The organism is Rhizobium sp. 18055, assembly GCF_902706285.1.
Classification (GTDB): domain Bacteria; phylum Pseudomonadota; class Alphaproteobacteria; order Rhizobiales; family Rhizobiaceae; genus Rhizobium.
Map to the genome: position 1 here is coordinate 232,861 of NZ_CACSKD010000007.1, position 22,510 is coordinate 255,370.

General features: G+C 61.2%; 21 protein-coding genes. 7 read left to right on the top strand and 14 right to left on the bottom strand.

Translation table 11 applies throughout. The features are described from left to right. Positions 1-2: 2 nt before the first annotated feature. The 8 genes from GVL52_RS14900 to GVL52_RS14935 all read right to left on the bottom strand — a co-directional run bounded on the left by GVL52_RS14900 (position 3) and on the right by GVL52_RS14935 (position 4,992). Entirely contained in the window at positions 3-365 is a 363-nt protein-coding gene (locus GVL52_RS14900) for a DUF86 domain-containing protein (protein ID WP_160008397.1), read from the bottom strand. Continuing rightward, entirely contained in the window at positions 362-655 is a 294-nt protein-coding gene (locus GVL52_RS14905) for a nucleotidyltransferase family protein (RefSeq protein WP_160008399.1), read from the bottom strand. Before GVL52_RS14905 ends, GVL52_RS14900 begins: the two co-directional genes overlap by 4 nt. Before the next feature lie 81 nt (positions 656-736). Further along, complete coding sequence (locus GVL52_RS14910; RefSeq protein WP_160008401.1) at positions 737-1,099, bottom strand: DUF86 domain-containing protein; 363 nt, start codon at positions 1,097-1,099, stop codon at positions 737-739. Beyond that, the gene (locus GVL52_RS14915) at positions 1,096-1,389 is read right to left on the bottom strand and encodes a nucleotidyltransferase family protein (protein ID WP_160008403.1); all 294 of its coding nucleotides are present in this window, start codon (positions 1,387-1,389) and stop codon (positions 1,096-1,098) included. Before GVL52_RS14915 ends, GVL52_RS14910 begins: the two co-directional genes overlap by 4 nt. Before the next feature lie 70 nt (positions 1,390-1,459). Next, positions 1,460-1,957 carry a 2-oxo-4-hydroxy-4-carboxy-5-ureidoimidazoline decarboxylase gene (gene uraD / locus GVL52_RS14920; protein WP_160008405.1) on the bottom strand — a complete coding sequence of 166 codons (498 nt, stop codon included), beginning with the start codon at positions 1,955-1,957 and terminating at the stop codon, positions 1,460-1,462. Beyond that, positions 1,954-2,880, bottom strand: a complete 927-nt coding sequence (gene puuE / locus GVL52_RS14925) for an allantoinase PuuE (RefSeq protein ID WP_160008407.1) — start codon at positions 2,878-2,880, stop codon at positions 1,954-1,956. Before puuE ends, uraD begins: the two co-directional genes overlap by 4 nt. A gap of 98 nt (positions 2,881-2,978) precedes the next feature. Then, positions 2,979-3,701 (bottom strand): DUF1045 domain-containing protein, encoded by a 723-nt coding sequence (locus GVL52_RS14930; protein ID WP_160008409.1) that lies wholly within the window; start codon positions 3,699-3,701, stop codon positions 2,979-2,981. A 112-nt stretch (positions 3,702-3,813) separates the two neighbouring features. Beyond that, complete coding sequence (locus GVL52_RS14935) at positions 3,814-4,992, bottom strand: FAD-binding oxidoreductase (protein WP_160008411.1); 1,179 nt, start codon at positions 4,990-4,992, stop codon at positions 3,814-3,816. On the opposite strand from GVL52_RS14935, the gene mnmD reads away from it, so the two are divergent. Then, complete coding sequence (gene mnmD / locus GVL52_RS14940) at positions 4,991-5,710, top strand: tRNA (5-methylaminomethyl-2-thiouridine)(34)-methyltransferase MnmD (protein ID WP_160008413.1); 720 nt, start codon at positions 4,991-4,993, stop codon at positions 5,708-5,710. The genes GVL52_RS14935 and mnmD overlap by 2 nt on opposite strands. Before the next feature lie 288 nt (positions 5,711-5,998). On the opposite strand, the gene GVL52_RS14950 is transcribed toward mnmD, so the two are convergent. Further along, entirely contained in the window at positions 5,999-9,223 is a 3,225-nt protein-coding gene (locus GVL52_RS14950) for a response regulator (RefSeq protein ID WP_160008415.1), read from the bottom strand. A 192-nt stretch (positions 9,224-9,415) separates the two neighbouring features. On the opposite strand from GVL52_RS14950, the gene GVL52_RS14955 reads away from it, so the two are divergent. The 6 genes from GVL52_RS14955 to GVL52_RS14980 all read left to right on the top strand — a co-directional run bounded on the left by GVL52_RS14955 (position 9,416) and on the right by GVL52_RS14980 (position 16,369). Next, positions 9,416-9,574 (top strand): hypothetical protein, encoded by a 159-nt coding sequence (locus tag GVL52_RS14955; RefSeq protein WP_160008417.1) that lies wholly within the window; start codon positions 9,416-9,418, stop codon positions 9,572-9,574. Positions 9,575-9,782: 208 nt separating this feature from the next. Then, on the top strand, positions 9,783-11,474 hold the full coding sequence (locus GVL52_RS14960; protein ID WP_160008419.1) for a DEAD/DEAH box helicase: 1,692 nt from the start codon (positions 9,783-9,785) through the stop codon (positions 11,472-11,474). A 371-nt stretch (positions 11,475-11,845) separates the two neighbouring features. After that, a complete protein-coding gene (locus tag GVL52_RS14965) occupies positions 11,846-13,255 on the top strand; it encodes a circularly permuted type 2 ATP-grasp protein (protein ID WP_160008421.1) in 1,410 nt (469 codons plus the stop codon). Further along, on the top strand, positions 13,255-14,196 hold the full coding sequence (locus GVL52_RS14970) for an alpha-E domain-containing protein (RefSeq protein ID WP_160008423.1): 942 nt from the start codon (positions 13,255-13,257) through the stop codon (positions 14,194-14,196). The genes GVL52_RS14965 and GVL52_RS14970 overlap by 1 nt, the downstream gene beginning before the upstream one ends. A gap of 12 nt (positions 14,197-14,208) precedes the next feature. After that, the gene (locus GVL52_RS14975; RefSeq protein ID WP_160008425.1) at positions 14,209-15,027 is read left to right on the top strand and encodes a transglutaminase family protein; all 819 of its coding nucleotides are present in this window, start codon (positions 14,209-14,211) and stop codon (positions 15,025-15,027) included. A gap of 286 nt (positions 15,028-15,313) precedes the next feature. Beyond that, a complete protein-coding gene (locus GVL52_RS14980; RefSeq protein WP_160008427.1) occupies positions 15,314-16,369 on the top strand; it encodes an acyltransferase in 1,056 nt (351 codons plus the stop codon). Between the two features lie 112 nt (positions 16,370-16,481). On the opposite strand, the gene GVL52_RS14985 is transcribed toward GVL52_RS14980, so the two are convergent. The 5 genes from GVL52_RS14985 to GVL52_RS15005 form a co-directional block, all read right to left on the bottom strand. Next, positions 16,482-17,315 (bottom strand): transglutaminase family protein, encoded by an 834-nt coding sequence (locus tag GVL52_RS14985; RefSeq protein WP_160008429.1) that lies wholly within the window; start codon positions 17,313-17,315, stop codon positions 16,482-16,484. Positions 17,316-17,414: 99 nt separating this feature from the next. Next, positions 17,415-18,290, bottom strand: coding sequence for a transglutaminase family protein (locus tag GVL52_RS14990; protein ID WP_160008431.1), 876 nt, complete (start codon positions 18,288-18,290; stop codon positions 17,415-17,417). Positions 18,291-18,333: 43 nt separating this feature from the next. After that, positions 18,334-18,576 (bottom strand): hypothetical protein, encoded by a 243-nt coding sequence (locus tag GVL52_RS14995; protein ID WP_160008433.1) that lies wholly within the window; start codon positions 18,574-18,576, stop codon positions 18,334-18,336. A gap of 632 nt (positions 18,577-19,208) precedes the next feature. Next, positions 19,209-20,948 (bottom strand): L-arabinonate dehydratase, encoded by a 1,740-nt coding sequence (araD, locus tag GVL52_RS15000; RefSeq protein ID WP_160008435.1) that lies wholly within the window; start codon positions 20,946-20,948, stop codon positions 19,209-19,211. Positions 20,949-21,009: 61 nt separating this feature from the next. Next, on the bottom strand, positions 21,010-22,443 hold the full coding sequence (locus GVL52_RS15005) for an aldehyde dehydrogenase family protein (RefSeq protein WP_160008437.1): 1,434 nt from the start codon (positions 22,441-22,443) through the stop codon (positions 21,010-21,012). Positions 22,444-22,510: the final 67 nt, after the last annotated feature.

Here is a 22,510-nt window from a genome sequence, read left to right on the forward strand (position 1 = left end):
GTCTATTCGCCCTGTATGCGCCAATGGCGCAAAATCTGCAACGTTTCGATCAATTCAGGGATAGCCGTCGTTGCGGTATCCCAGATGGTGTCGAGATCGATATTGAAATAACCATGCGCGATCCGGTTGCGCATGCCCTTGATCTTCATCCAGGGCAATTCGGGATGCTCGGCGACGATCTCCGGGAACTCATCCATCAGTCGCGTGACCACTTCGCCGATCATCAGCAGATTCATGCCGACGGCACGCTGCTTCAGCACGTCCTTGAGAAAATCATCCCGACTTGCTCCGTTGATGAATTCGCCGATCTCCACGGCCGCCTGCTGCATTTGATCAAGATAGGATCGGAGCCAGTCTGAGTTCATATTGGCTTGGCCTCTCCAAGAACACGCGAACGCACTCTTTCGGGAAAGTCACCTGGCACCATGAGATGGATATCCGTCCCGTGCATCATACCCTTCAACTCCTCCAGTAACCCACCAAGATCAAACAGCGTCGTCCCCGGCAGCGTATCGACCAGAATATCGAGATCGCTGTCCACCCGATCCTCGCCACGCGCCACCGAGCCGAACACGCGGGGGTTCGCCGCATTGAAGCGTTTCGTCGCCTCGCGGATCGCCTGCCTGTTCTTCTCCAGCACCTCAGATGGTTTCATCGCGCTCGAACTCCTGTGCCGCAACTATAAGCCACGGATGCAAAACAGAAAAGTGCCACCAATGGCGCCGCCGCCAATGCGCTATTCGCCTTGCATCCGCCAATTGCGGATCGTTGCAAGCGACGTCAACAGCACAGGCACATCATCCCTGGCGGTTGCCCAGACTTTTTCGAGGTCGATATCGAAGTATCCATGAGCGATACGGTTGCGCATGCCGCGCATCGCTTCCCACGGAAACTCAGGGTGTTCGGAAGCAAATTCGGGATGCGCCTTGAAAACCTGCGACGCGATCTCCGAAGCCATGAGCAGGCTCATGCCGACGGCGCGCTGCAGAATCAGATTCGCCAGGAATTCTTCCTCGCTGACATTATCGATCATCGCGTGGGCGTCAGCCGCAGCCTGCCCCATGCGATCCAGAAGATAGGGAATGCGCTCCGGGCTCATATGGGCTTTGCTTCCCCAAGCACACGACCGCGAACATTCTCCGGAAAATCGCCGGGGGTCAGCAGATGTATCGACGTCCCGAGCATCATCTGCTCAAGCGCATCCTGCAGGCCGCCCAATGTCAGCAACGTACTCCCCGGCAGCGTATCGACCAGAATATCGAGATCGCTGTCCACCCGATCCTCGCCGCGTGCCACCGAGCCGAACACGCGCGGGTTCGTCGCGTTGAAGCGATGTGTCGCCTCGCGGATCGCTTGCCTGTTCTTTTCCAGCACTTCCGATGGCTTCATCGCGCTCGAACTCCTATGCCGCAACTATAAGCCGGGGATGCGAAACAGAAAAGTTGCCTGCATTTCCGGCTCAACGCGCCGGCAGCAGGGCCTGCAGCCGAAGAAGCGCGATCCGCTCTACCTGCGCTGTCGCCGTCTCGAATTCCGCCTCGCGGCTGTTTTCGAGCCGCTTTTCGAAGGCTGCAAGAATATCGTCCTTGTTCAGCCCCTTCACCGCGATGATGAACGGAAAGCCGAATTTCTCGACATAAGCGGTGTTGAGCGCGGTAAAGCGTGCATGCTCCTCGGTGCTCAGCCGATCGAGACCGGCGCCCGCCTGTTCCTTCCTGCTATCCTCGGTCAGCTCGCCCGCGATTGCCAGCCGCCCGGCCAGATCCGGATGCGCGCGCAGCACGCCGAGCCGCTCCTGCGGGCTCGCCGCCCGAAAGATTGCCACCAGCGGCGCGTGAACCCGGTCGACATCCAGCTTGTCGCCGACGAAGCCGTCGTCATAGGCCCGCTCGGCAATGAACGGCGAATGCTCGAACACGCCGCCGAAGCGGGAGATGAATTCGTCGCGCTTGATCATCCCGTTGTCTCCGGCTTGTGATGCGCATGCCAGTGCTCGGCAATCTCGATGCGGCGCGGTATCCACACCTTGTCGTGCGTCAGCACATATTCCATGAAGCGCTTCAACGCCGCCGCCCGCCCCGGCCGTCCGACGAGGCGGCAATGCAGCCCGATCGACAGCATCTTGGCGCTACCCTCCTTGCCTTCCTGATAGAGCGTATCGAACGCATCCTTGAGATAGCTGAAGAACTGATCGCCGGAATTAAAGCCCTGCGGCGTCGCGAAACGCATGTCGTTGGTTTCGAGCGTGTAGGGAATGATCAGGAACGGCTTGCCATCGACGCCGTTGACCCAATAGGGCAGATCGTCGGCGTAGCTATCGGAGGAATAGAGAAACCCGCCCTCCTCCTGCACCAGCCGCAGCGTGTTGTCGGATGGCTTGCCCTGGTACATGCCGTAGGGGCGCTCGCCGGTCAGCTCGGTGTGCAGCCGTACCGCTTCCTGGATATGCTTGCGCTCCAGATCCTCCGAAAAGTCCTTGTATTCGAGCCAGCGATAGCCGTGGCTGGCGATTTCCCAGCCGGCTTCCTTCATCGCCGCTACCGCCTCGGGGTTGCGGGCCATCGCCATCGTCACCCCGTAGACGGTCGCCTGCACCTTGAGCTCGGTGAACATCCGCCACAGCCGCCAGAAGCCGGCGCGCGAGCCGTATTCGTAGATCGATTCCATGTTGAGGTTGCGCTGGCCGGGCCACGCCGCACCGCCGACGATCTCAGACAGCAGGTTCTCCGAGGCCGGATCGCCATCGAGGATCGAGCTTTCGCCGCCCTCCTCGTAATTGATCACGAACTGCACCGCGATGCGCGCATCGCCGGGCCATTTCGGATCGGGCGTGTTGCGGCCGTAGCCAACGAGATCGCGCGGATAAGTCTCGGATACCATGAAATCACCTTCCAGAAAGTCGGCGAACGGTAGCACCCGGGGGCGGAATGTCGAGACGGAAAGTGCGCAACAGGCTTTTGCCTTTATGGCACAATCTCTTACGCCGGAACGGCAACCCGCTCGCGCCGCGCGCTGACCTTGCCCATCGGGTGCAGCGAATGCACCCGGAATGGCCCGCCATTGCCCTCTTCCATCATCAGCGCCACGTTTGATATCTTCACGGGTTCTGTCAGCACCGGCTCGAACAGGCTGCGCAGCGTATGCTCGATCCGCGGCATGTCGGCGAGGCTGACAGGCCCCGTCAACGGCATGTGGAAGCGGAACTCGTCCATCACGTAAGGGCTTCCCCAGCGATGCAGATTGGCGAACTGCGCAGCCGACAGACCATCCGGATCGCTGCGCTCGATATCGGCATCGCTGAGCGGCGCACGAAAACCATCGAACTGCTGCACGATTGCCGACGCCAGATACTGGACGCGGTCACAGGGCAGCGACGGCACCAGACTATAGCAGCCGCCGGTGCGGGCAACCTCGAGCCGCTGGATGTGAAATGGCGTCAGCGTGCCGCAGAAGCGCATCAGATCCCGCAAAAGTTGCGCCTCCGACACCTCGGCTGCCAGCCGGAAAGGCGCCTTCAGCGCGCCGTGAAAGCCATAGCGCCGCGGCACCGCCGTATGGAACGCGACCTCGTGGATGCTCAAGCCGCGGATCGCCGTCGGCTCGACCATCTCGCCCGAGAACACGTTGCGGCCAAGCCAGTTGGCGGCCGCATGCGACAGCGGATCATTCGCAGCAGGCGTGAAACAGATGGCGTAGCGCATGCAATATCTCCGTCGGCATCGGGCGCGCGACTCGGGAGCGCGCTGCCGTTTTGCAAGCAGATAGGCGATTTGCATGACAGATTGACGAAAGGCAGCAAAAGCTAATTCACGTTTAACGTGAAGCCACGCGAATGTGACTGGCCAAAAGGAAGCTTTCGGGCACCGCAAACGGCACGGCACCGCCCGCCGCCATCGTCACCACAGCCTCGGCCAACCGATGCGCCAGCCCGAAACTAACCTTGAAGCCACCGGTCAGCGCCAGCAGATTGGCATGTACAGGATGCGGTCCGATCATCGGGTCGCGATCGATCGCCTTCGGGCGCAAACCGGCCCAGCGCTCGATCACCGGCGCGTCGGCAAGCATGGGCACCAGCACCCGCCCCTTTGCCACCAGCACGTCGAGCTGCTCGTCCGTCGAATAGGGTTCGTCGAAGCGGTTCTCGCTGGTGCTGCCGATCGCCACATGCCCTCCCTCATGCGCAATGACATAGAGCCCGTCGCGAAAGATCGTCGGCAGCGACGGATCGACATCCGCTTTCAGCAAGGCCGACTGACCCTTGACCGGTTGGCCCAGCGGCTGCGTCAGGCCATCGGTATGGCGCGCAAGCATCGGAAACGACTGATGGCCGGCAGCGATGATGCAATGTCCGAAGGCAATGGAGCCACGTTCGGTCATAGCCGTACAGCGCTCGAAATCAATCTCGGCCACGACTGAATTCTCGATCACCCGCACATGTCTGGCGTTGCGAACGAATGCGACGAGCACCGCCACCAGCGACCGTGGCGCCACCCGTCCGGCCAGGGTATCATGGACGAAACCGCCCTCGATGCCCGATGCGTCCGGCCAGCCGACGACAGACGGCGCGTCAACCACGTTCCAGTGAAAACGCCGCTCACCAGACTGCCAGTGAACGTCGGCATCAGCCGCACGGTCGATGGCGATCTGGCGCAGATGCGGCTTCGGCAGCGGGATCAGACGTCCCGAACGGCGATAGCCCGTCGATAGACCGGTCTCAGCCTCAAGCCTTGCGATTTCAGGCTCCAGCGCCACCAGTGCCTCGAACTGGAACTGCTTCTTGGCGTTCCACTGATCCGGCGTGTGCGGCATCAGCGCGCCGATCAGCCCGGCGCTGGCGCCCTGGCCGAGAGTGCCGGCATCGATCAGCATCGTATCGATCCCCATCCGCTCGGCGAAAACCGCCGCCCAGAGGCCCATGATCCCGCCGCCGACGATCAACAATGCTGCCGACGATTGACCCGAAGGCAAGGCCGGACTATCGGCTGTGGGCATGACAGATATCGATCCCGATCAGATTGGCATAACGAACCAGCCGCTTGAATGGCGCGATGGCGATATGCCTTATTCGCCGGCCTTTGGCGACCACTTTTATTGCCAGACAGACGGCCGCCTCGAATGCGGCCATGTCTTCCTGGCCGGCAACGGCCTGCCTGAACGCTGGCGCGACAAGGACAGTTTCCGGATCGGCGAACTCGGCTTCGGCACCGGCCTGAACTTCGCAGAGACTTGGCGACAGTGGAAAAAGCAGCGCACGGACGGCCAGCAGTTGCACTTCATCTCCTTCGAACTCTACCCGATGCAACGCGACGAGATCGATCGCGCCTTGTCGCACTGGTCGGAGATCGATGCCGAGCGCACAGCATTGACGGCCGCATGGCCCGACCAGCCCGAAGGCACCGTCTCTCTGAAGCTCGACGAACAGACCACGCTCAGCGTCGTCTGCGGTCGTGCACGCGATGGCGTGGCAGCGGCGCGGCCAGATTTCGACGCCTGGTACTTGGATGGCTTCGCACCATCGAAAAATGCCGACATGTGGTCGGAAGAACTGATGCGCCTCGTTTGCGAAAAGACAGTCGCATCAGGCACTTTCGCAACCTACGCAGCTGCCGGCTTCGTCAGGCGAAACCTCGGCGCAGCCGGCTTCACCGTCGAACGCCGACCGGGATTTGCCGGCAAGCGCGAGATGCTGTGCGGTGTCAAGCCGGCTTAGAGCCTTTCCGGGTTATATTGAAGCATTCTGCCGGAGCAGGTTTTCGTCGGGGCAAAGGCGATTGGCGAAGGGCATACCCCTGGTACGTCCGAGCCGATCGCCTTTGATCCTGGCGGAAAGATGCCCGGCCCTCGCTGGTTTGCAAGCAAACCACCGGGGTTGGCTGAAACGGGCCGTCTGATCGCCCGGCCGGCTTGGCCGTATGCTTGGGCTACGACGCGCGCCAGCCGGGCGACCATCCGACTCCGTTTGAGCCAACAGAATGCTTCAATATAGCCCGGAAAGGCTCTAGAGCCCGAAGCGGCCCGTGGCCCGCTCCTCCTTGCCGAGCCATAGGGCGATCTTCTCTTCCAGGAGTTCGGGACTGATCGGCTTGGCCATGTAGTCATCCATGCCGGCATCGAGACAGAGGTCGCGATCCACATCGAGCGCATGCGCGGTAACGCCGATGATCGGCACCCGATGGCCCTGCCCGCGCTCGAGCTCGCGGATGGTGCGTGCTGCGTCGTGACCGTTCATGACCGGCATCGACACATCCATCATGATGATCCGCGGCGTATAGGTCTCCCAGGCATCGACGGCTTCCCGGCCATTGTTGACGACGAGGAAATTCAGCCCTGTCGCCTGCAATATCTGGGTAAAGACGATCTGGTTGACGTCGTTGTCTTCCGCGACGAGAACGTCGATGAAGGACGGCAGCGGGCGGCCGTTGATCGGCTCGGCCGCGATATCCGGTTCAGGCTGCGCCTCGACGATCGGCCGCGAGGCGCTATGCGCCGGCGCCAGCCGGATCCTGTTGGTCCTGACCACATCGACGATGGTGTTGCGCAGCACGTTCGCCCGCGCCGGCTTCATCAGATGCGCCTCGCCGTTGAGCGCCGCAAACTCCTTCTCGGCGCCTGCAATATCCATCGACGTCAGGAAGATGATCGGCAGCTCGCTGAAGCGTTCGTCGGCGCGGAGCAGGCGCGCGATATCGGCACCGTTCATCCCGGGGATCTGGTAATCGAGGACCAGCGCGTCCAGCGCGACGCCGAGCGCATGAGATTCCTCGAGGATCGCAAGGCCTTCCACGCCGTCTTCGGCAGCCGCACCATCGAAGCCCCAAAGCATCAGCTGTTCCGTCAGTATCTGCCGGTTGACCGCATTGTCGTCGATGACGAGGATGCGCGCGCCGCGAACATTGATCGGCAGCGGCCGCGGCTCGGCCCTGGCTGCGCCGACGGCAAACGGCAGGGTGACGGTGAAGACCGACCCTTTGCCGACGTCGCTATCGACCTCGATATAGCCGCCGAACAGATCGACCAGACCCGCGGTGATCGCGAGCCCGAGGCCGGTGCCCTCGTGGCGCCGCGTCGATGAGGAATCGATCTGCGAGAACTTGCCGAAGATCGACTCCAGCCGGTCCCTGGGCATGCCGATACCGGTATCTTCGATCCGCAGCGTCGCCATGATTTCGTCGGCAGCGCCCGCCACATAATCGATCTCGACCAGCACATGACCGCGCTCTGTAAATTTGACGGCATTGCCGACCAGGTTGGTGACGATCTGCCGGAAGCGGCCGGCATCGCCGATGATGGCGCCGGGCAGTCCGGGCACGGCACGAACCAGCAGCTCGATGCTCTTTTCGGCGGCCAGCGACGACAGCAACGTCACCACGTCTTCCACCGCCTCGACCGGATCGAAGGTCACGCGGCGCAACGTCATCTGCCCGGAATCGATCTTCGAGAAGTCGAGAATGTCGTTGATGATGGTCATCAGCGCATTGCCGGATTTGGCGATGATATCGACGAAGGTCTTCTGGCGCGTATCGAGATTGGACCTCGCCAGCAGTTCGGCCATCCCGAGAACGCCGTTCATCGGTGTGCGGATTTCATGGCTCATATTCGCCAGGAATTCAGATTTCACCCGATCGGCGACTTCCGCCCGCGCCAGCAGGCCCTCCAGATCGCCTTCGCGGATCTTCATCGCCGAGATATCGGTAAACAGCGCCACCCAGTGCAGGCGTTCGCTGACGGTGACGTCCATCTGCACCCAGCGGCCATCGGGAACGTGAAACAGGTGCGACGCAGATGGGCCATCGGCAAGGCTTTGCAAGAGGTCGGCGACCACGAGATCGGGATCGGCAGGAAAATCACCGCGCATGCCGCAATAGGACAGCAGCTCCCGCCAGTTTCGGCCGATCTCGACGCTCTCGGGTGACAGGTCGAGCATTCCGGCCAGCGCGTCGTTGCTCAGCAGGATTTCGTCATCCTGCAGGACCAGCAGCCCCTGCGACATCGCATGCGTGGCGTCACCCATCAGCTCGCCAAGGTTTTCCAGCGCCTTGCGTGTTGCGTGGATTTCCCGCTCGTGCAGGCGGATCGCCGAGATATCGGTGTAGCTCAGCAGGATGCGGTCGGCGGAGATCCTGCGGCTATCAACCAGCAGGAACGTGTCGCCCCAGTTGATCTCGGCTGCTGCCGGTTGATCGGAGCGGAACTGTTCGGTACGCCGCACCAGGATTTCCTCGGACGTGACCCCGGGCGGATAGCGCCCCAGTGTATGGTTGTAATCGACGAGTTCCGCGAAGCTGCGGCCATCGAAAAGACCCTCCGGCAGGTCGGAGATGATGTAGAAGGCCCGGTTGCCGTAGAGGATCGTCAGGTCGCTCTCCAGGATGAGAACGCCGACCGGCAGGGAATTCAACACCTTCGCCATGTCACGATGCAGGATTTCAGTGTGGGCCTGCGCCGCGATGAGCTGCTTCTCGCGTTCCCTGAGAATGGAAATGTCGGAGAACGACCCCACCGTATAATGCTTGCCGTCGGCTCTATCGATCCGGTTCACCTGGGCGAGGATCGGGTAAACCTTGCCGCCCGGCCCAGGCACGAGGCTCTCGATATCGCGGGCGGCGCCGCTCTGTAGCGCCTCGACATGGCCTTTGCTGACCATTTCCCCGGCGGCGGCGCCGAACATCTCCCGCTCCGTCTTCCCGAGCGCATCGGCAAGCGGCAGCCCGGTCAGGGCCTCGTAACTGGCATTCGCATAGATCAGCCGGTGATTTTCGTCGCGCGCGAAGGCCGCAACCGGCAGCGCTTCGATAATGTCACGCAGCAGTTCGCCATCCGCAGCATTCCCGATCGGCGGCCGCGCCAGGCGCCGCATCGACCGCACCGCGCGGTTCTCCGTTTCGAACAGTCCGAGCACATAGATCCGCTCGTCCGACAGCGCAAAGCTCTCGATCCGCACCCGGTCATGCGCATCGCCGGTGGCGTCGAAGCAGAGCGCGCTTTCCTCGGTTCCGAACACCAGTGCGCGGCGCTCCTTGTCCTCGCGGTCCTGTTCCTCCGGGCGATCGAAGAGTTCGCGGCTGCGCCGTCCGATGAAATCGGAGATCTCTTTCGCGAAGAAATCGGCATAGGCCTGGTTGACTGCGACGTAGCGCAGTTCGCTGTTCTTGACATAGGCCGGGTTCTCCAGATCCGCGATCCGGCGGCATGCCAGTTCGAGAAGGTCCCCGTTTGACGCCAAGAATACTGCTCCGCTATGAAAACATCAGGCAAATTGCCAACCGTTCGACCATAGCCGAAAGGGCTTTAACAACGCATTAACCATGAACGGCTCCGCGACGAAAATAATCCTGCGAATTTCGAGGTTTAGCGCATCCGCGAACGGGACGCCTCAGGCACGGTTGCCTGAGCGCCGCGGCATATGAAATTCGGGATGCTGACCAACCTCGCGGAAGACCGCGTGCCGGGCCGTCGTCTGCTCTTATGGACGCTGCGGGCCGCGATCCACTCCGGCTTTTCAGATCACACACTTGACTTTCCCGCCGAACTAGACCAAATGCAGGTCAGCTTTCACCTTCCGGCCGCCGCGTGAGCGTGCCCCTGCCAGCAAATAGGATGCAGGAAGAAGGACAAAAGCGCATTTCGTATAGACCGCATCCCAAGACGCGGCAGAAGCGCTGGAAAGTTTTTCCAACAAGACAAGTTCCCACTTCACGCGGGGTGCTTGACGCCAGAACAACACCGGACCGCAGCCCGCGTTTCGGCGATTTTGTTTTGGCGCGCCCTAAAAAGGTTATGACTTGACCAATTTTGAATCGCTTGGCATTTCCAAGCCGATCGTCGCTACACTGTTCCAGCTCGGCATCGAAACGCCGACCCCTATCCAGGAAAAGGCGATCCCGCTTCTCCTCGAAGGCCGTGACCTCATCGGCCTCGCCCAGACAGGCACCGGCAAGACGGCCGCTTTCGGCCTGCCGCTCATCGAAAAGCTGATCCCGGAAGAACGCCGCCCCGACAACCGTACCACCCGTACGCTGATCCTGGCGCCGACCCGCGAACTGGTCAACCAGATCGCCATGAACCTGAAGACCTTCCTGCGCAAGTCGCACCTGCGCATCAACGTCGTCGTTGGCGGCGTCTCGATCAACAAGCAGCAGCTGCAGCTTGAAAAGGGCACCGACATTCTCGTGGCCACGCCCGGCCGCCTGCTCGACCTCGTCAACCGTCGCGCCATCGGCCTGACGGCCGTGCGCTACCTCGTGCTGGACGAAGCCGACCAGATGCTCGACCTCGGTTTCGTGCACGACCTGCGCAAGATTTCGAAGATGGTGCCGAAGAAGCGCCAGACCATGCTGTTTTCGGCCACCATGCCGAAGGCGATTGCCGATCTGGCTGCCGACTTCCTGACCGATCCGGTCAAGGTCGAAGTGACGCCTCCGGGCAAGGCTGCCGACAAGGTCGAACAGTATGTTCACTTCGTCAACGGCAAGAACGACAAGACCGACCTCCTGAAGAAGTCGCTCAGCCAAAACCCGGATGGCCGCTCCATCGTCTTCCTGCGCACCAAGCATGGCGCCGAGAAGCTGATGAAGCACCTGGAAACCGTCGGTTATTCGGTTGCCTCGATCCACGGCAACAAGAGCCAGGGCCAGCGCGAGCGCGCCTTGAAGGCCTTCAAGGACGGTGACATCAAGACGCTGATCGCCACCGACGTTGCCGCCCGCGGCATCGACATCCCGGCCGTCAGCCACGTCTACAACTACGACCTGCCGGAAGTTGCCGAAGCCTATGTCCACCGCATCGGCCGTACGGCCCGTGCCGGTCGTGACGGCATCGCGATTGCCTTCTGCGCGCCCGACGAAACGCGCCTGCTGCGCGATATCGAGCGCCTGATGAGCATCAACATCGCCGTTGCCAGCGGCGAAGCGCCTGCCAACATGAACGCAACGCCGAAGCGCGCCAACAATGGTGGCGGCGCAAACCGCGGCCAGGGCCGTGGTGGCGAGGGTCGTGGCGAGGGTCGTGGCGAAGGTCGTGGTGGTGAAGCTCGTAGCGGCGAAGGCCGTAGCGAAGGTCGCGGTCGTCCCGAGCGCCGTCCGCGTCCGGAGCGCCAGCCGATGTCGGCCCGCAACGAAGACTTCCGCGGCCAGCGCCGTGGCGAAGCAGCACCGGCTACCGGTCCTGACAACGATCTGGTCGCAACGTCGGACTTCCGCGGTGCAGGTGGCCCTGCCCGCAAGCCACAGCGCCCGCAGCCGCATGGCGGCAACGCCAATGGCGGCGACGCAAACCGTCACCACCCCGGTGCCGGTGCCCGCACCGCCCCCCGCAATGCCCAGGGTCGTCCGGCCCGCAAGCCCGGTGAAGACCGCGGCGCGCAGGCCAATGCCGGCGGCGGTGAGCGTGGCGAACGTCGTGAAGGCAACGGCGGCCAGCGCCGCGGTGGCCCATCGCGCGGCGGCAACGGCGGCCAGCGCCGCGAACGCGCATAAGCCTTTTCGCACTGGAAGCGTAACGACGGCGGGAGAGATCCCGCCGTTTTCTATTGTCGAGTGTCGCCCTTTCAAAAGCGACACTGCGACATCTATTTAAGGTTTAATTAACCTGGCCGGCGAGCGAATGAAAAACGCCTTCGCTCGAAAATGAATCGCCCCACGCGCGCAAAATAATCATGTGCTCACGTTTTAAGCGCCGCGAAGCAATTGCCCTATTCGGGGCCGACGCTACTTCCTGGTAAATGCTTAGTTTTTCGGCTGTTTTGTCGGATAGACACCATTTTACGAATCTTCGTCCCGAACTGAGCATGGTTCTTGCATTGCTCACTGCGTTGTACTCAAATGAAGAAAAAAGGGGAGCCACACCTTTGGCATTTGATGAAATGATCACCGGGGACGAAAGTCCGCGACCGCCATATGAAAAATACTTTGAGTGGTACAATAGCCAGGATCGCGCCCACCTGATTGCCAAGTCCCGGGACGCGGAAAACATCTTTCGCAAGACCGGAATCACCTTCGCTGTCTATGGCCACGAAGACTCCTCCGAAAAGCTCATTCCCTTCGATATCATCCCCCGCGTCATCTCCGGTCGCGAATGGCGCAAGCTCGCACAGGGCATCGAACAGCGGGTGATCGCCCTCAACGCCTTTCTCGACGACATCTATCACAAGCAGGAAATCATCCGCGCCGGCCGCATTCCGCGCCAGCTGATCGAAAACAACGTCACCTTCCTGCCGGAAATGATCGGCTTCCGGCCGCCCGGTGGCGTCTACACCCACATCGTCGGCACCGATATCGTGCGCACCGGCGAGGATCAGTTCTACGTTCTGGAGGACAATGCGCGCACGCCGTCCGGTGTCAGCTACATGCTGGAAAACCGCGAAACGATGATGCACATGTTCCCGGAACTGTTTCACGAGAACAAGGTTCGCCCGGTCGAGGACTATCCCTATCTGCTGCGCCAGAGCCTCGCCTCGCTTGCCCCTCCCGGCTGCAAGGGCAAGCCGCGCGTCGCGGTGCTGACACCCGGCATCTACAACTCCGCCTACTACGAACACTCGTTCCTCGCCGACACGATGGGTGTCGAGCTTGTCGAGGGCTCGGACCTGCGCGTCATCGACGGCAAGGTGAAGATGCGCACCACCCGCGGCTATGAGGCGATCGACGTGCTTTATCGCCGCGTCGACGACGACTTCCTCGATCCGCTGACCTTCCGCTCGGATTCGGCCCTCGGCATCCCCGGCATCATGGACGTCTATCGCTCCGGCAACATCACCATTGCCAACGCACCCGGCACCGGCATCTGCGACGACAAGGCGATCTATTCCTACATGCCCGAGATCGTCGAGTTCTACACCGGCCGCAAGGCGCTGCTGGAAAACGTGCCGACCTGGCGCTGTTCGGAAGCCTCCAGCCTGAAATATGTGCTGGAACACCTCGAAGAGCTGGTCGTCAAGGAAGTCCACGGCTCCGGCGGCTACGGCATGCTGGTTGGCCCGACCGCTTCCAAGAAGGAGCGCGCCGATTTCGCCGACAAGCTGAAGGCCAAGCCGAGCAACTATATCGCCCAGCCGACGCTGTCGCTATCGACAGTGCCGATCCTCGTCAACAAGGGCATTGCGCCGCGCCACGTCGATCTTCGCCCCTATGTGCTGGTATCAGACAAGGTCCAGATCATCCCGGGCGGGTTGACGCGCGTGGCACTGAAACAGGGCTCGCTCGTGGTCAACTCAAGCCAGGGCGGCGGCACAAAAGATACCTGGGTATTGGAGGACTGATGCTCGGAAGAACTGCAAACGGCCTCTACTGGATGTTCCGCTACATCGAGCGCGCCGAAAACATCGCGCGCCTGATCGACGCCGGCATCCGCATGTCGCTGACCAGAAGCAACGGCAATGACGACAATTGGGACGGCGTGCTGCAAAGTGCGGGCGTGCGCGAAGCCTATGACGAAGGCCATAGCAAGCTGACGGCGGCCGACGCCATCGACTACCTGCTGCGTGATCGCTCCAATCCGTCGAGTGTCATGTCCTGCGTCGATTCCGGCCGCAACAACGCCCGCATGGTCCGCACGGCGCTGACCCGCGAAACCTGGGAAGCCACCAACGAGTTCTGGATCGAGCTCAAGGACCTGCTGTCGAAGCGGCTGAAGCCGGCCGATCTGCCGCAGGCGATCGACGTCATCAAGCATCGCGCCGGCCTCATCCGCGGCGCGCTGCACGGCTCGATGCTGCGCAACGAACTCTACAACTTCGCCCGCATCGGCACCTTCATCGAGCGTGCCGACAACACCAGCCGCATTCTCGACGTCAAATACTACGTGTTGCTGCCGGCTGTCTCCGCCGTCGGCACCTCGATCGACAATGTGCAGTGGGAATCGATCCTGCGCTCCGTCTCCGCCCACCGCTCCTACAGCTGGGCCTATGACGGCGAGTACAGGGCCATGAACATCGCCGACTTCCTGATCCTCAACGGCCAGATGCCGCGATCTCTCGCCTATTGCTACGAGAAGATCACCAGCGAGCTCGGCTACCTCGCCACGGATTACGGCGAGCAGCTGCCGGCCCACAAGACGGCGGAGGCAATCCGCCAGTCGCTGAAGACCCGGGCGATCAAGGACATCATGGATCAGGGCCTGCATGAGTTCCTCGAGGAGTTCGTCTCACGCAACAACCAGCTCGGACAGGAAATTTCCGATGGTTACCGGTTCTACGTATAGGCGGGTCCAGACATGAAACTGAAGATTAGCCACGTCACCGAATACCGCTACGACGAACCGACCGCCTTCTCGCTGCAACGCCTGCGGCTGACGCCGCCGACGGTTCCCGGCCAGACCGTGCTGAACTGGTCGCTGCATGTCGAGGGCGCCAAGCCCGAGGTCGAATACGACGATCAGTTCGGCAACCACGTCAACCTCGTCTCGCTACAGGGCGAGCAGCAGGTGACGCGGATCGTCGCCGAAGGCGAAGTCGAGACAGAGGACCGCAACGGCGTCATCGGCCCGCACACCGGCTTCTGCCCCCTCTGGCTCTTCCTGCGCGACACGCCGAAGACCAAGCCCGGCAAGCTCACACGCGAGTTGATCAAGGGTGTCACCGGCGACACCGAACTCGGCCGCATGCATGCGCTGATGACGGCGATCCACGAAACGGTGAACTATCAGCCGGGCACCAGCGACGTCGAAACCACCGCCGAACAGGCTTTGGAAAAGAAGACCGGCGTCTGCCAGGACCACGCCCATATCTTCGTCGCGGCCGCCCACGCACTCGGCGTTCCCGCCCGCTACATCTCCGGCTATCTGATGATGGAAGAAAAGATCGAGCAGGCGGCAACCCACGCCTGGGCCGAAGCCCACATCCCTGGCCTCGGCTGGGTCGGCTTCGATCCTGCCAACGAGATTTGCCCGGATGACCGCTATGTCCGGGTCGCTTCCGGCCTCTGCTACAAGGACGCAGCCCCGGTCTCCGGCATGCGCATCGGCATGCCGGGCGAAAAGCTCGAGGTCATCGTCAAGGTGGCCGATCAGGGGCAGACGCAGAGCCAGAGCTGAGACCCGGCTTCTGCCCGGAACATCGTTTTTCGGAACTCTCAAGAGTTTCGAGTTGCCGTTCAACCCGGCAACTCGGAACATTCCTGTTGCGCGACGCAGAACGGCGATGCATGCCTATACCGACTTCGGCTCGTCAAACAATGTCTATCCGATCGTCAGCAGCGTTTGGCATAGGCTGAAAGCAACAAGACGGCCAGACTGCATTTCAATCATAAGTATTATTTATATTTACAACGACACGATACATCAATATTAATCTGTATTAACAGAAATTGCAGGTGACATATTGAACAAAGGCCTGTCTCTTTACCTGGATTTTCTTAGAGCAATCGCCGCGCTTGCGGTCTTTATTTCTCACGCCCAGGGATTTCTTCTTCCCGGAATGCCGGCATCTGTTGCAAGCAACGGCGATGAGGCCGTAGCCGTCTTCTTTGTCCTTTCGGGCTTTGTGATTCAGTACGTGCTGGCGACCAAGGAAAACGACTGGCGCTCCTATGCATTTGCGCGCATCGTCCGCATATCCTCGGTTGTTGTGGTCGCTCTTCTCGCAACTTACGTTGCCGACCATTGGGGCATGGCAATCAATCCCGGCCTTTATCAAAGCATTCCGTTCTACAACGACGACTATGCTGCGGATCTATTGCGGGCGCTGACCTTCACCAGCGAATACTGGTATGGGCACGTGGTCTTCGGCACGAACGAAGCCTATTGGTCGCTTGGCTTTGAGGTCTCCTACTACATTGCCGCCGGTGTCTTCGTGTTTGCACCCAGGCGCATCGCACCGCTCCTGACGCTGGCCTTCGCGCTTCTCATCGGGCCAAAGATCGTCGCTTTCTCGCTTCTCTGGCTGCTGGGAGCGATAACCTATCGCATAACCAGCTCACGCTTTTCGCCTCGCTACTGCCTTGCGATTTTCCTTGCCACGCCGGTGCTATACGCGGTTGCCAAGCTTTCCCTGCACGACCTCAAACACCCGATCTTCATATGGCAGGGTTTTGCAAGCTGCGCCGAAAGTCTGCTGTACTACACAGTCATCGCGCTGATTGCAGCGTTGAACATCTTCAGCTTCAGCCGTGTCTTTCAAAATCTTGATTTTGTGCCGGCCCGCGCTGCCAATGCCGTCAGATGGGTCGCCGGCGCCAGTTTCACCCTCTACCTGACGAATGAACCGCTTTTCGTGCTGGCAAAGGCAATGTCGCTGGATCGCTCCCCCGCCTATGGCATCGCCGGCACCTTGGGTGTTCTCTGCATCGCATTCGCGTTGGCCGAAATCGGCGAGCGCCGAAAGCACCACTATAAGACACTGATACGATATGTTTTTCGAGACGTGGCAAGGGCCTAGAAAACGGCGTTCCGCACCGAAAACCTGCTGTTGGCATCCGCCATGCTGCACTCACCGCTCGCTGCAGAGAATACAATTGCCAATTGTCAGGAGTGGTTAGCCAAAATGGGCGTCAGCCACTCATCATCTCGTTTCCGACCGCAACAATCTCGTCGGTCACGACGTCGAACTGCGAAAGCGTTGCCGGGCCGAACGCCGTGGACAAGGCGACGTCGGTGGCATCGCGACCGGTCGCCATCAGGATGCGGCCGATACGCGGCATGTTGTGTCTCGCATCCACCGTATGCCAGTGGCCGCCGAGATAGACCTCGAACCAGGCGCTGAAATCCATCGGCGCCGGATCTCTGGGAACCCCGATATCACCAAGATACCCGGTGCAGTAACGCGCCGGTATGTTCATGCAACGGCAGAGCGTGATCGCCAGATGCGCGAAATCGCGGCACACGCCGGTGCGGTCGGTGTAGCCGCCATGCGCGGTGCGCAGGAGATCGGCATTCATATAGTCGAAGCGGATATGGCCGTGCACGAAGTCGGCGATCGCCTGCACCCGCGCCCAGCCTTGCGGCGTGTTCGAAAATTGCGCCCAGGCAAAATCCGCCAGCCGGTCGGTGTCGCAATAGCGGCTACCGAGCAGGAACACCAGCACGTCGTCGGGCAGATCCTTGATCTCGTGCTGCGCGGCGTTGAAGGGCACGACATCGGGCTGGCCGCTGTCGTAGATGTCGAATTCGGTCGAGATCGTCGTCAGTCCCGCCGGTGCGACGATCCGGGTGCAGGCATTGCCGAAGCTATCGGTGTAGCCCCAGGCATCGATCGGCTGGTTGAACGATAGAACCTGATCGGTCAAAAGATCGACCCGCCGCGAGGGGTGGATATTCAGGACAAGAAGCATCGGCGTTGGCTGCACACAGTCGTAGCCTATCGTGAAACCAGCGTGGATCTTCATGGTGTTCCCTTTTGCAAAGCAGCGCCTCGGATATTGGCAGGCTCTCAGGGAACGCTGATCGAAACGATGAGTTCCACGCCGCCAAAGCCTGTGATGCGCTCACGGTTCTGTCGTCACATTCACCTGCACGGCCATGTCGCCGAAATCCTCCGCCTCGCCATCATAGCTGCCCCACAGCGGGATAGCCTGACGTGGATCGCGCGCGACGCCGACACGGATCAAATCCTTGTTGCCGACGATGCCGTTGGTCGGATCGAACTCGACCCAGCCGGCGCCCGGCAGATAAACCTGGCACCAGGCGTGGGTGGAGCCGCCGCCAAGCGTCTGAGACCCATCGCGATCCGGCACGTAGATATAGCCTGTCACGAAACGGGCGGCGAAACCGAGCGAGCGCGCCGCCTCGATCATCAACAGTGCAAAGTCGCGACAGGTCCCCTGACGACGCTGCAGCGTCTGGATCGGCGTCTGCGTTCCCCGCTCGACACGCCGCGCATAGGCAAAGCTCTGGCGGATCGAAAAGCAGAGCGTCATCAGGATGTGCCCCGTTTGCCCCGCGCCGCCGGCACCAACAAACTGCTGCGCCCAATGCGCCACCACGCCGTCGGGATCGTCGTAATAGCGGGCGATCGTGCATCTGAGATCGGGCAACTCCTCCTCGTCGTAGGAGAAAGGATAGGTCAGCGCCTCGCTGTCCATCTCGAAATGGATGGGCACCTCGGGCGTATGATCGAGCCGGATGTTGGTCTCGAATCTAAGATGATCTGACGGTCCAGCCATATCGACCAGCGCGATGCAATTGCCGAACACGTCATGAATCCAGCGCACCTGTGCCGGTTGCGGCACGATCACCATCGTCGCATCCAGCAGGCGCTGGTCGAAGCTGTCGCGCGGCCGAAACAGCACGCGGTGCTGGCCGAATTCCACCGGCCGCTTGTATGTGTAGTGCGTGATATGCCTGACGGAATAAACGGTCATTCTGCCCTCGTCCGTCGCGACGAAAAGTTATCGCACCGGCACTCTAGTCGAATTCCGGCACTTGTCCCGACTGAAATAGAATAATCGACGGTCCTTGCTCGCCGATTGCAACATTGGCCTCGCGGCTCCAGACGACGACGCCGGCATAATCATTGACCATGGTCTCCGCGACATAAACCGCGGTGTCCTCGCCCTTCATCCGGCGTGGCTCGAAGGCATGCACCAGCATGCCCTGATCGTCGATATTGAACGCACTCAGCACAATCAGTTTCCGCACTCCAGGCATGGCGTTCTCCTGTCGCGATAACGAAAGGCGGATCGGTTTCGTTCCGAAGGCGGGGTGAGATTTGGAAAGAATTATGCCCTCCCTCGCCTCTTGTCGTTGCGGGCGTCAACGGGGATGTAGCGTGCGCAACTCACTGAGCGCAACAGAGCTGCCGGCTCTGCGTTTTCGAGCGCGGCGCATGACCGGCGTCAGATAAAACACCGACGGCTATAATGCGCGCTCGTCCGTTTCCACCCCGCGGGTTGCCAATGAATAGGCCCAATATAGCGGAACGAAGCAAATGAGGACGGCAATTTCCAGAACCGAATGACGGACTGGCCGATCATCCTCGACAAGGCCTGCTGTCTCCGCCCCGGTTTCCCGCTGGGCGTTTTCCAGAAGAAGGTTCACCAGCTGACGATTGTTTTCGGCGTCCGTTCCGTCGGCGTCGTGGGTAATCTTCGGAGAGGGTTGCCGCATCGTTCGCCTCGTCATTGTCTGCCTTGAGTGCGAGCTTAGCACAACATTACTAAATTTTTAACGATAACATCGATTTCGGCATCCAGCCCCCGCCCAGACAAACGTCAAACGCCAAAAACCAAAAGGCGGAGCTTTCGCCCCGCCTCTCGTAAAAATCATGTAGCAACAGCGCCTTAGTGGCTGTCCTTGCCCACTGCGTTGCCGCGACATCCCTTGAGGAAGTCGAGGTCGGCCCCGGTATCGGCACCTTCGACGTGCTGCTGGTGCAGGAAGGCATAGCCGGACGTCGGCAGGTCGTGATGCGGCTGCCATTCGGCCAGACGGCGCGCCAGTTCCTCGTCGGAAATGTCGAGATGCAAGCGGCGGTTCGGCACGTCGAGCTCGATCATGTCGCCGTTCTTGACGACAGCGAGCGGGCCACCGACGGCGGCTTCCGGCGAGGTGTGCAGCACGACGGTGCCGTAGGCAGTGCCGGACATGCGGGCATCGGAGATGCGCACCATGTCGGTAATGCCCTTCTTCAGCACCTTGGGCGGAAGGCCCATGTTGCCGACTTCGGCCATGCCAGGATAGCCCTTCGGACCACAGTTCTTCATGACCATGATGCAGGTCTCGTCGATGTCGAGATTGTCATCGTTGATCTTCGCCTTGTAGTCGTCGATGTCCTCGAACACCACGGCCCGGCCGCGATGCGACAGCAGATGCGGAGAGGCAGCCGAAGGCTTCAGCACCGCACCCTTCGGCGCCAGGTTGCCGCGCACGACGACGATGCCGCCCGATTGCGTCAATGCCTTTTCAGTCGGCAGGATGACGTCCTCGTTCCAGTTGACGACGTCCTTGACCTCGTTCCACATGGTTTCGCCGGAGACCGTCAGCGCATCCTTGTGCAGCAGACCTGCCTCGCCGAGACGCTTGATCACGACAGGCAGGCCGCCCGCATAGAAGAACTCTTCCATCAGGTACTTGCCCGACGGCATCAGGTTGACGATGGTCGGCACCTCGCGGCCACAGCGATCCCAATCGTCGAGCGTCAGGTCGATGCCGACGCGGCCGGCCATGGCGAGCAGATGGATGACGGCGTTGGTCGATCCGCCGATCGCCGCATTGGTGCGGATGGCGTTCTCGAAGGCGTCCTTGGTCATGATGTCGGATGGCTTCAGGTCGTCCTTGACCATCTGCACGATCCGGCGACCGGTCATCTGTGCCATCACCTTGCGGCGGCTATCGACGCCTGGGATCGCGGCATTGCCGGACAGTGCCATGCCCAGCGCTTCGGCCATCGAGGCCATGGTGGACGCGGTCCCCATGGTGTTGCAGGTCCCGGACGAACGGCTCATCGAGGCTTCCGCCTCGAGGAATTCCTCCTGCGTCATCTCGCCTGCCTTCACCATCTCGGAGAATTTCCACAGATGCGTGCCGGAGCCGACGCGCTCGCCGCGGAAATAGCCGTTCAGCATCGGCCCGCCGGTGACGACGATCGATGGCAGATCGACGGAGGCCGCCGCCATGATCAGCGACGGCGTGGTCTTGTCGCAACCGACCAACAGCACGCAGCCATCCATCGGCTGGCCGCGGATCGTTTCCTCGATCGCTAGAGCCGCGAGGTTGCGATACATCATCGCGGTCGGGCGGAACGTGTTTTCCGAAGCCGAGAACACCGGCACTTCCATCGGGAAGCCGCCAGCCTCCCATACCCCGGCCTTCACCTTTTCGGCAAGCTCGCGCAGATGGCCGTTGCACGGCGTCATATCCGACCAGGTGTTGAGGATGCCGATGACAGGGCGTCCGTCGAACAGGTCGTGCGGGTAACCCTGGTTCTTCATCCAGCCGCGGTGATAGATGACGTCACGGCTGGTGCCGCCGTACCATTCCTGCGACCTCAGCTTGCGCGGCCATTCCGCTTTCTTAAACATTGTCTCTGTCCTTCAGAAGCGCCGAGCCGCCCTCGCGACGACCCGGATCGCCAGTTGTTCGTCAGGCCAGCGTGTAGCTGGTCTTGACCGATGTGTAGAACTCGGCGGCGTATTTTCCTTGCTCGCGCGGACCGTAGGACGAGCCCTTGCGGCCACCGAACGGAACGTGAAAGTCTACGCCTGCCGTCGGCAGGTTGACCATCACCATGCCGGCTTCGGCATTGCGCTTGAAGTGCGTCGCATGCTTGAGGCTGGTGGTCGCGATACCGGAAGACAGGCCGAACGGCGTGTCGTTGGCGGTGGCAAGCGCCTCTTCATAGTCCTTCACCCGGATGAGCGAGACCACAGGTCCGAAGATTTCCTCGCGCGAAATCCGCATCTGGTTGGTCGCTTCGGTAAACAGCGTCGGCTGCAGGTAGAAGCCGGGGGTGTCGCGGGTGATCAGCTCACCGCCGAAGGCAAGCTTAGCGCCTTCCTTTTTGCCGATCTCGATGTAATCGGTATCGGTTTTCAACTGCCGCTCGTCGACCACGGGACCGACATGGGTGCCGGGCTTCATGGCGTTGTCGACGACGATCGTTTTCAGCTTCTCGGTGAGCGCCGCAACGAACTTGTCGTGGATGCCTTCGGTGACGATCAGGCGCGACGAGGCCGTGCAGCGCTGGCCGGTCGAGAAGAAGCCGGAATTGGCGGCCGCTTCGACAGCAACGGTCAGATCGGCGTCGTCGAGGACGACCATCGGGTTCTTGCCGCCCATTTCCAGCTGGAACTTGCGGTTATGCTCGATCGAGGCGGCAGCGACACGCTTGCCGGTGCCGGTGGAGCCGGTAAACGTGATGCCGGAAACATCAGGGCTGTCGAGCATGACCTGACCGACGACAGAGCCCTTGCCCATGACGAGGTTGAGCACGCCCTTCGGCAGGCCGGCGCGGTGGAGGATATCGACGATTGCCCACGAGCAGCCCGGAACCAGTTCGGCCGGCTTGAAGACGATCGTGTTGCCGTAGCAAAGCGCCGGCGCGATCTTCCAGGCCGGAATGGCGATCGGGAAGTTCCACGGCGTGATGATGCCGATGACACCCAACGGGTCGCGGGTGATCTCCACACCGACATTCGGACGCACCGACGGAATGACCTCGCCGGCAAGGCGCAGCACTTCGCCTGCGAAGAATTCGAAGATCTGCGAAGCGCGGATCGTCTCGCCGATCGCTTCCGGCAGGGTCTTACCTTCTTCGCGCGCCAGGAGAGCGCCGAGCTCGTCCTTGCGGGCCATGATCTCGTCGCCGGTCTTTTTCAGGATGACGTGGCGCTCCCAGATGCCGGAGCGCGACCAGGCCGGGAATGCGGCTTTGGCGGCGGCAATGGCGTTCTTGGTGTCTTCGGCGGAACCGTCGGCATAGAGACCGACGACTTCGTTGGTGTCGGACGGATTGATGTTCTTCGTCGCGTCCGAGCCGATCCATTCGCCGGCGATCAGGTTCTGATAAATGGTCATGGGCTCAACAAGCCTCCTTTACCGCTTATGAAACAATGGCCCAGCCGCAAAGGCCGCCGGGCCATAA

Coding starts and splice junctions, on each gene's coding strand:
- GVL52_RS14900 (WP_160008397.1), bottom strand. CDS start 365: ATGAACTCAGACTGGCTCCGATCCTATCTTGATCAAATGCAGCAGGCG.
- GVL52_RS14905 (WP_160008399.1), bottom strand. CDS start 655: ATGAAACCATCTGAGGTGCTGGAGAAGAACAGGCAGGCGATCCGCGAG.
- GVL52_RS14910 (WP_160008401.1), bottom strand. CDS start 1,099: ATGAGCCCGGAGCGCATTCCCTATCTTCTGGATCGCATGGGGCAGGCT.
- GVL52_RS14915 (WP_160008403.1), bottom strand. CDS start 1,389: ATGAAGCCATCGGAAGTGCTGGAAAAGAACAGGCAAGCGATCCGCGAG.
- uraD (WP_160008405.1), bottom strand. CDS start 1,957: ATGATCAAGCGCGACGAATTCATCTCCCGCTTCGGCGGCGTGTTCGAG.
- puuE (WP_160008407.1), bottom strand. CDS start 2,880: ATGGTATCCGAGACTTATCCGCGCGATCTCGTTGGCTACGGCCGCAAC.
- GVL52_RS14930 (WP_160008409.1), bottom strand. CDS start 3,701: ATGCGCTACGCCATCTGTTTCACGCCTGCTGCGAATGATCCGCTGTCG.
- mnmD (WP_160008413.1), top strand. CDS start 4,991: ATGACAGATATCGATCCCGATCAGATTGGCATAACGAACCAGCCGCTT.
- GVL52_RS14935 (WP_160008411.1), bottom strand. CDS start 4,992: ATGCCCACAGCCGATAGTCCGGCCTTGCCTTCGGGTCAATCGTCGGCA.
- GVL52_RS14955 (WP_160008417.1), top strand. CDS start 9,416: ATGCTGACCAACCTCGCGGAAGACCGCGTGCCGGGCCGTCGTCTGCTC.
- GVL52_RS14970 (WP_160008423.1), top strand. CDS start 13,255: ATGCTCGGAAGAACTGCAAACGGCCTCTACTGGATGTTCCGCTACATC.
- GVL52_RS14975 (WP_160008425.1), top strand. CDS start 14,209: ATGAAACTGAAGATTAGCCACGTCACCGAATACCGCTACGACGAACCG.
- GVL52_RS14985 (WP_160008429.1), bottom strand. CDS start 17,315: ATGAAGATCCACGCTGGTTTCACGATAGGCTACGACTGTGTGCAGCCA.
- GVL52_RS14990 (WP_160008431.1), bottom strand. CDS start 18,290: ATGACCGTTTATTCCGTCAGGCATATCACGCACTACACATACAAGCGG.
- GVL52_RS14995 (WP_160008433.1), bottom strand. CDS start 18,576: ATGCCTGGAGTGCGGAAACTGATTGTGCTGAGTGCGTTCAATATCGAC.
- araD (WP_160008435.1), bottom strand. CDS start 20,948: ATGTTTAAGAAAGCGGAATGGCCGCGCAAGCTGAGGTCGCAGGAATGG.
- GVL52_RS15005 (WP_160008437.1), bottom strand. CDS start 22,443: ATGACCATTTATCAGAACCTGATCGCCGGCGAATGGATCGGCTCGGAC.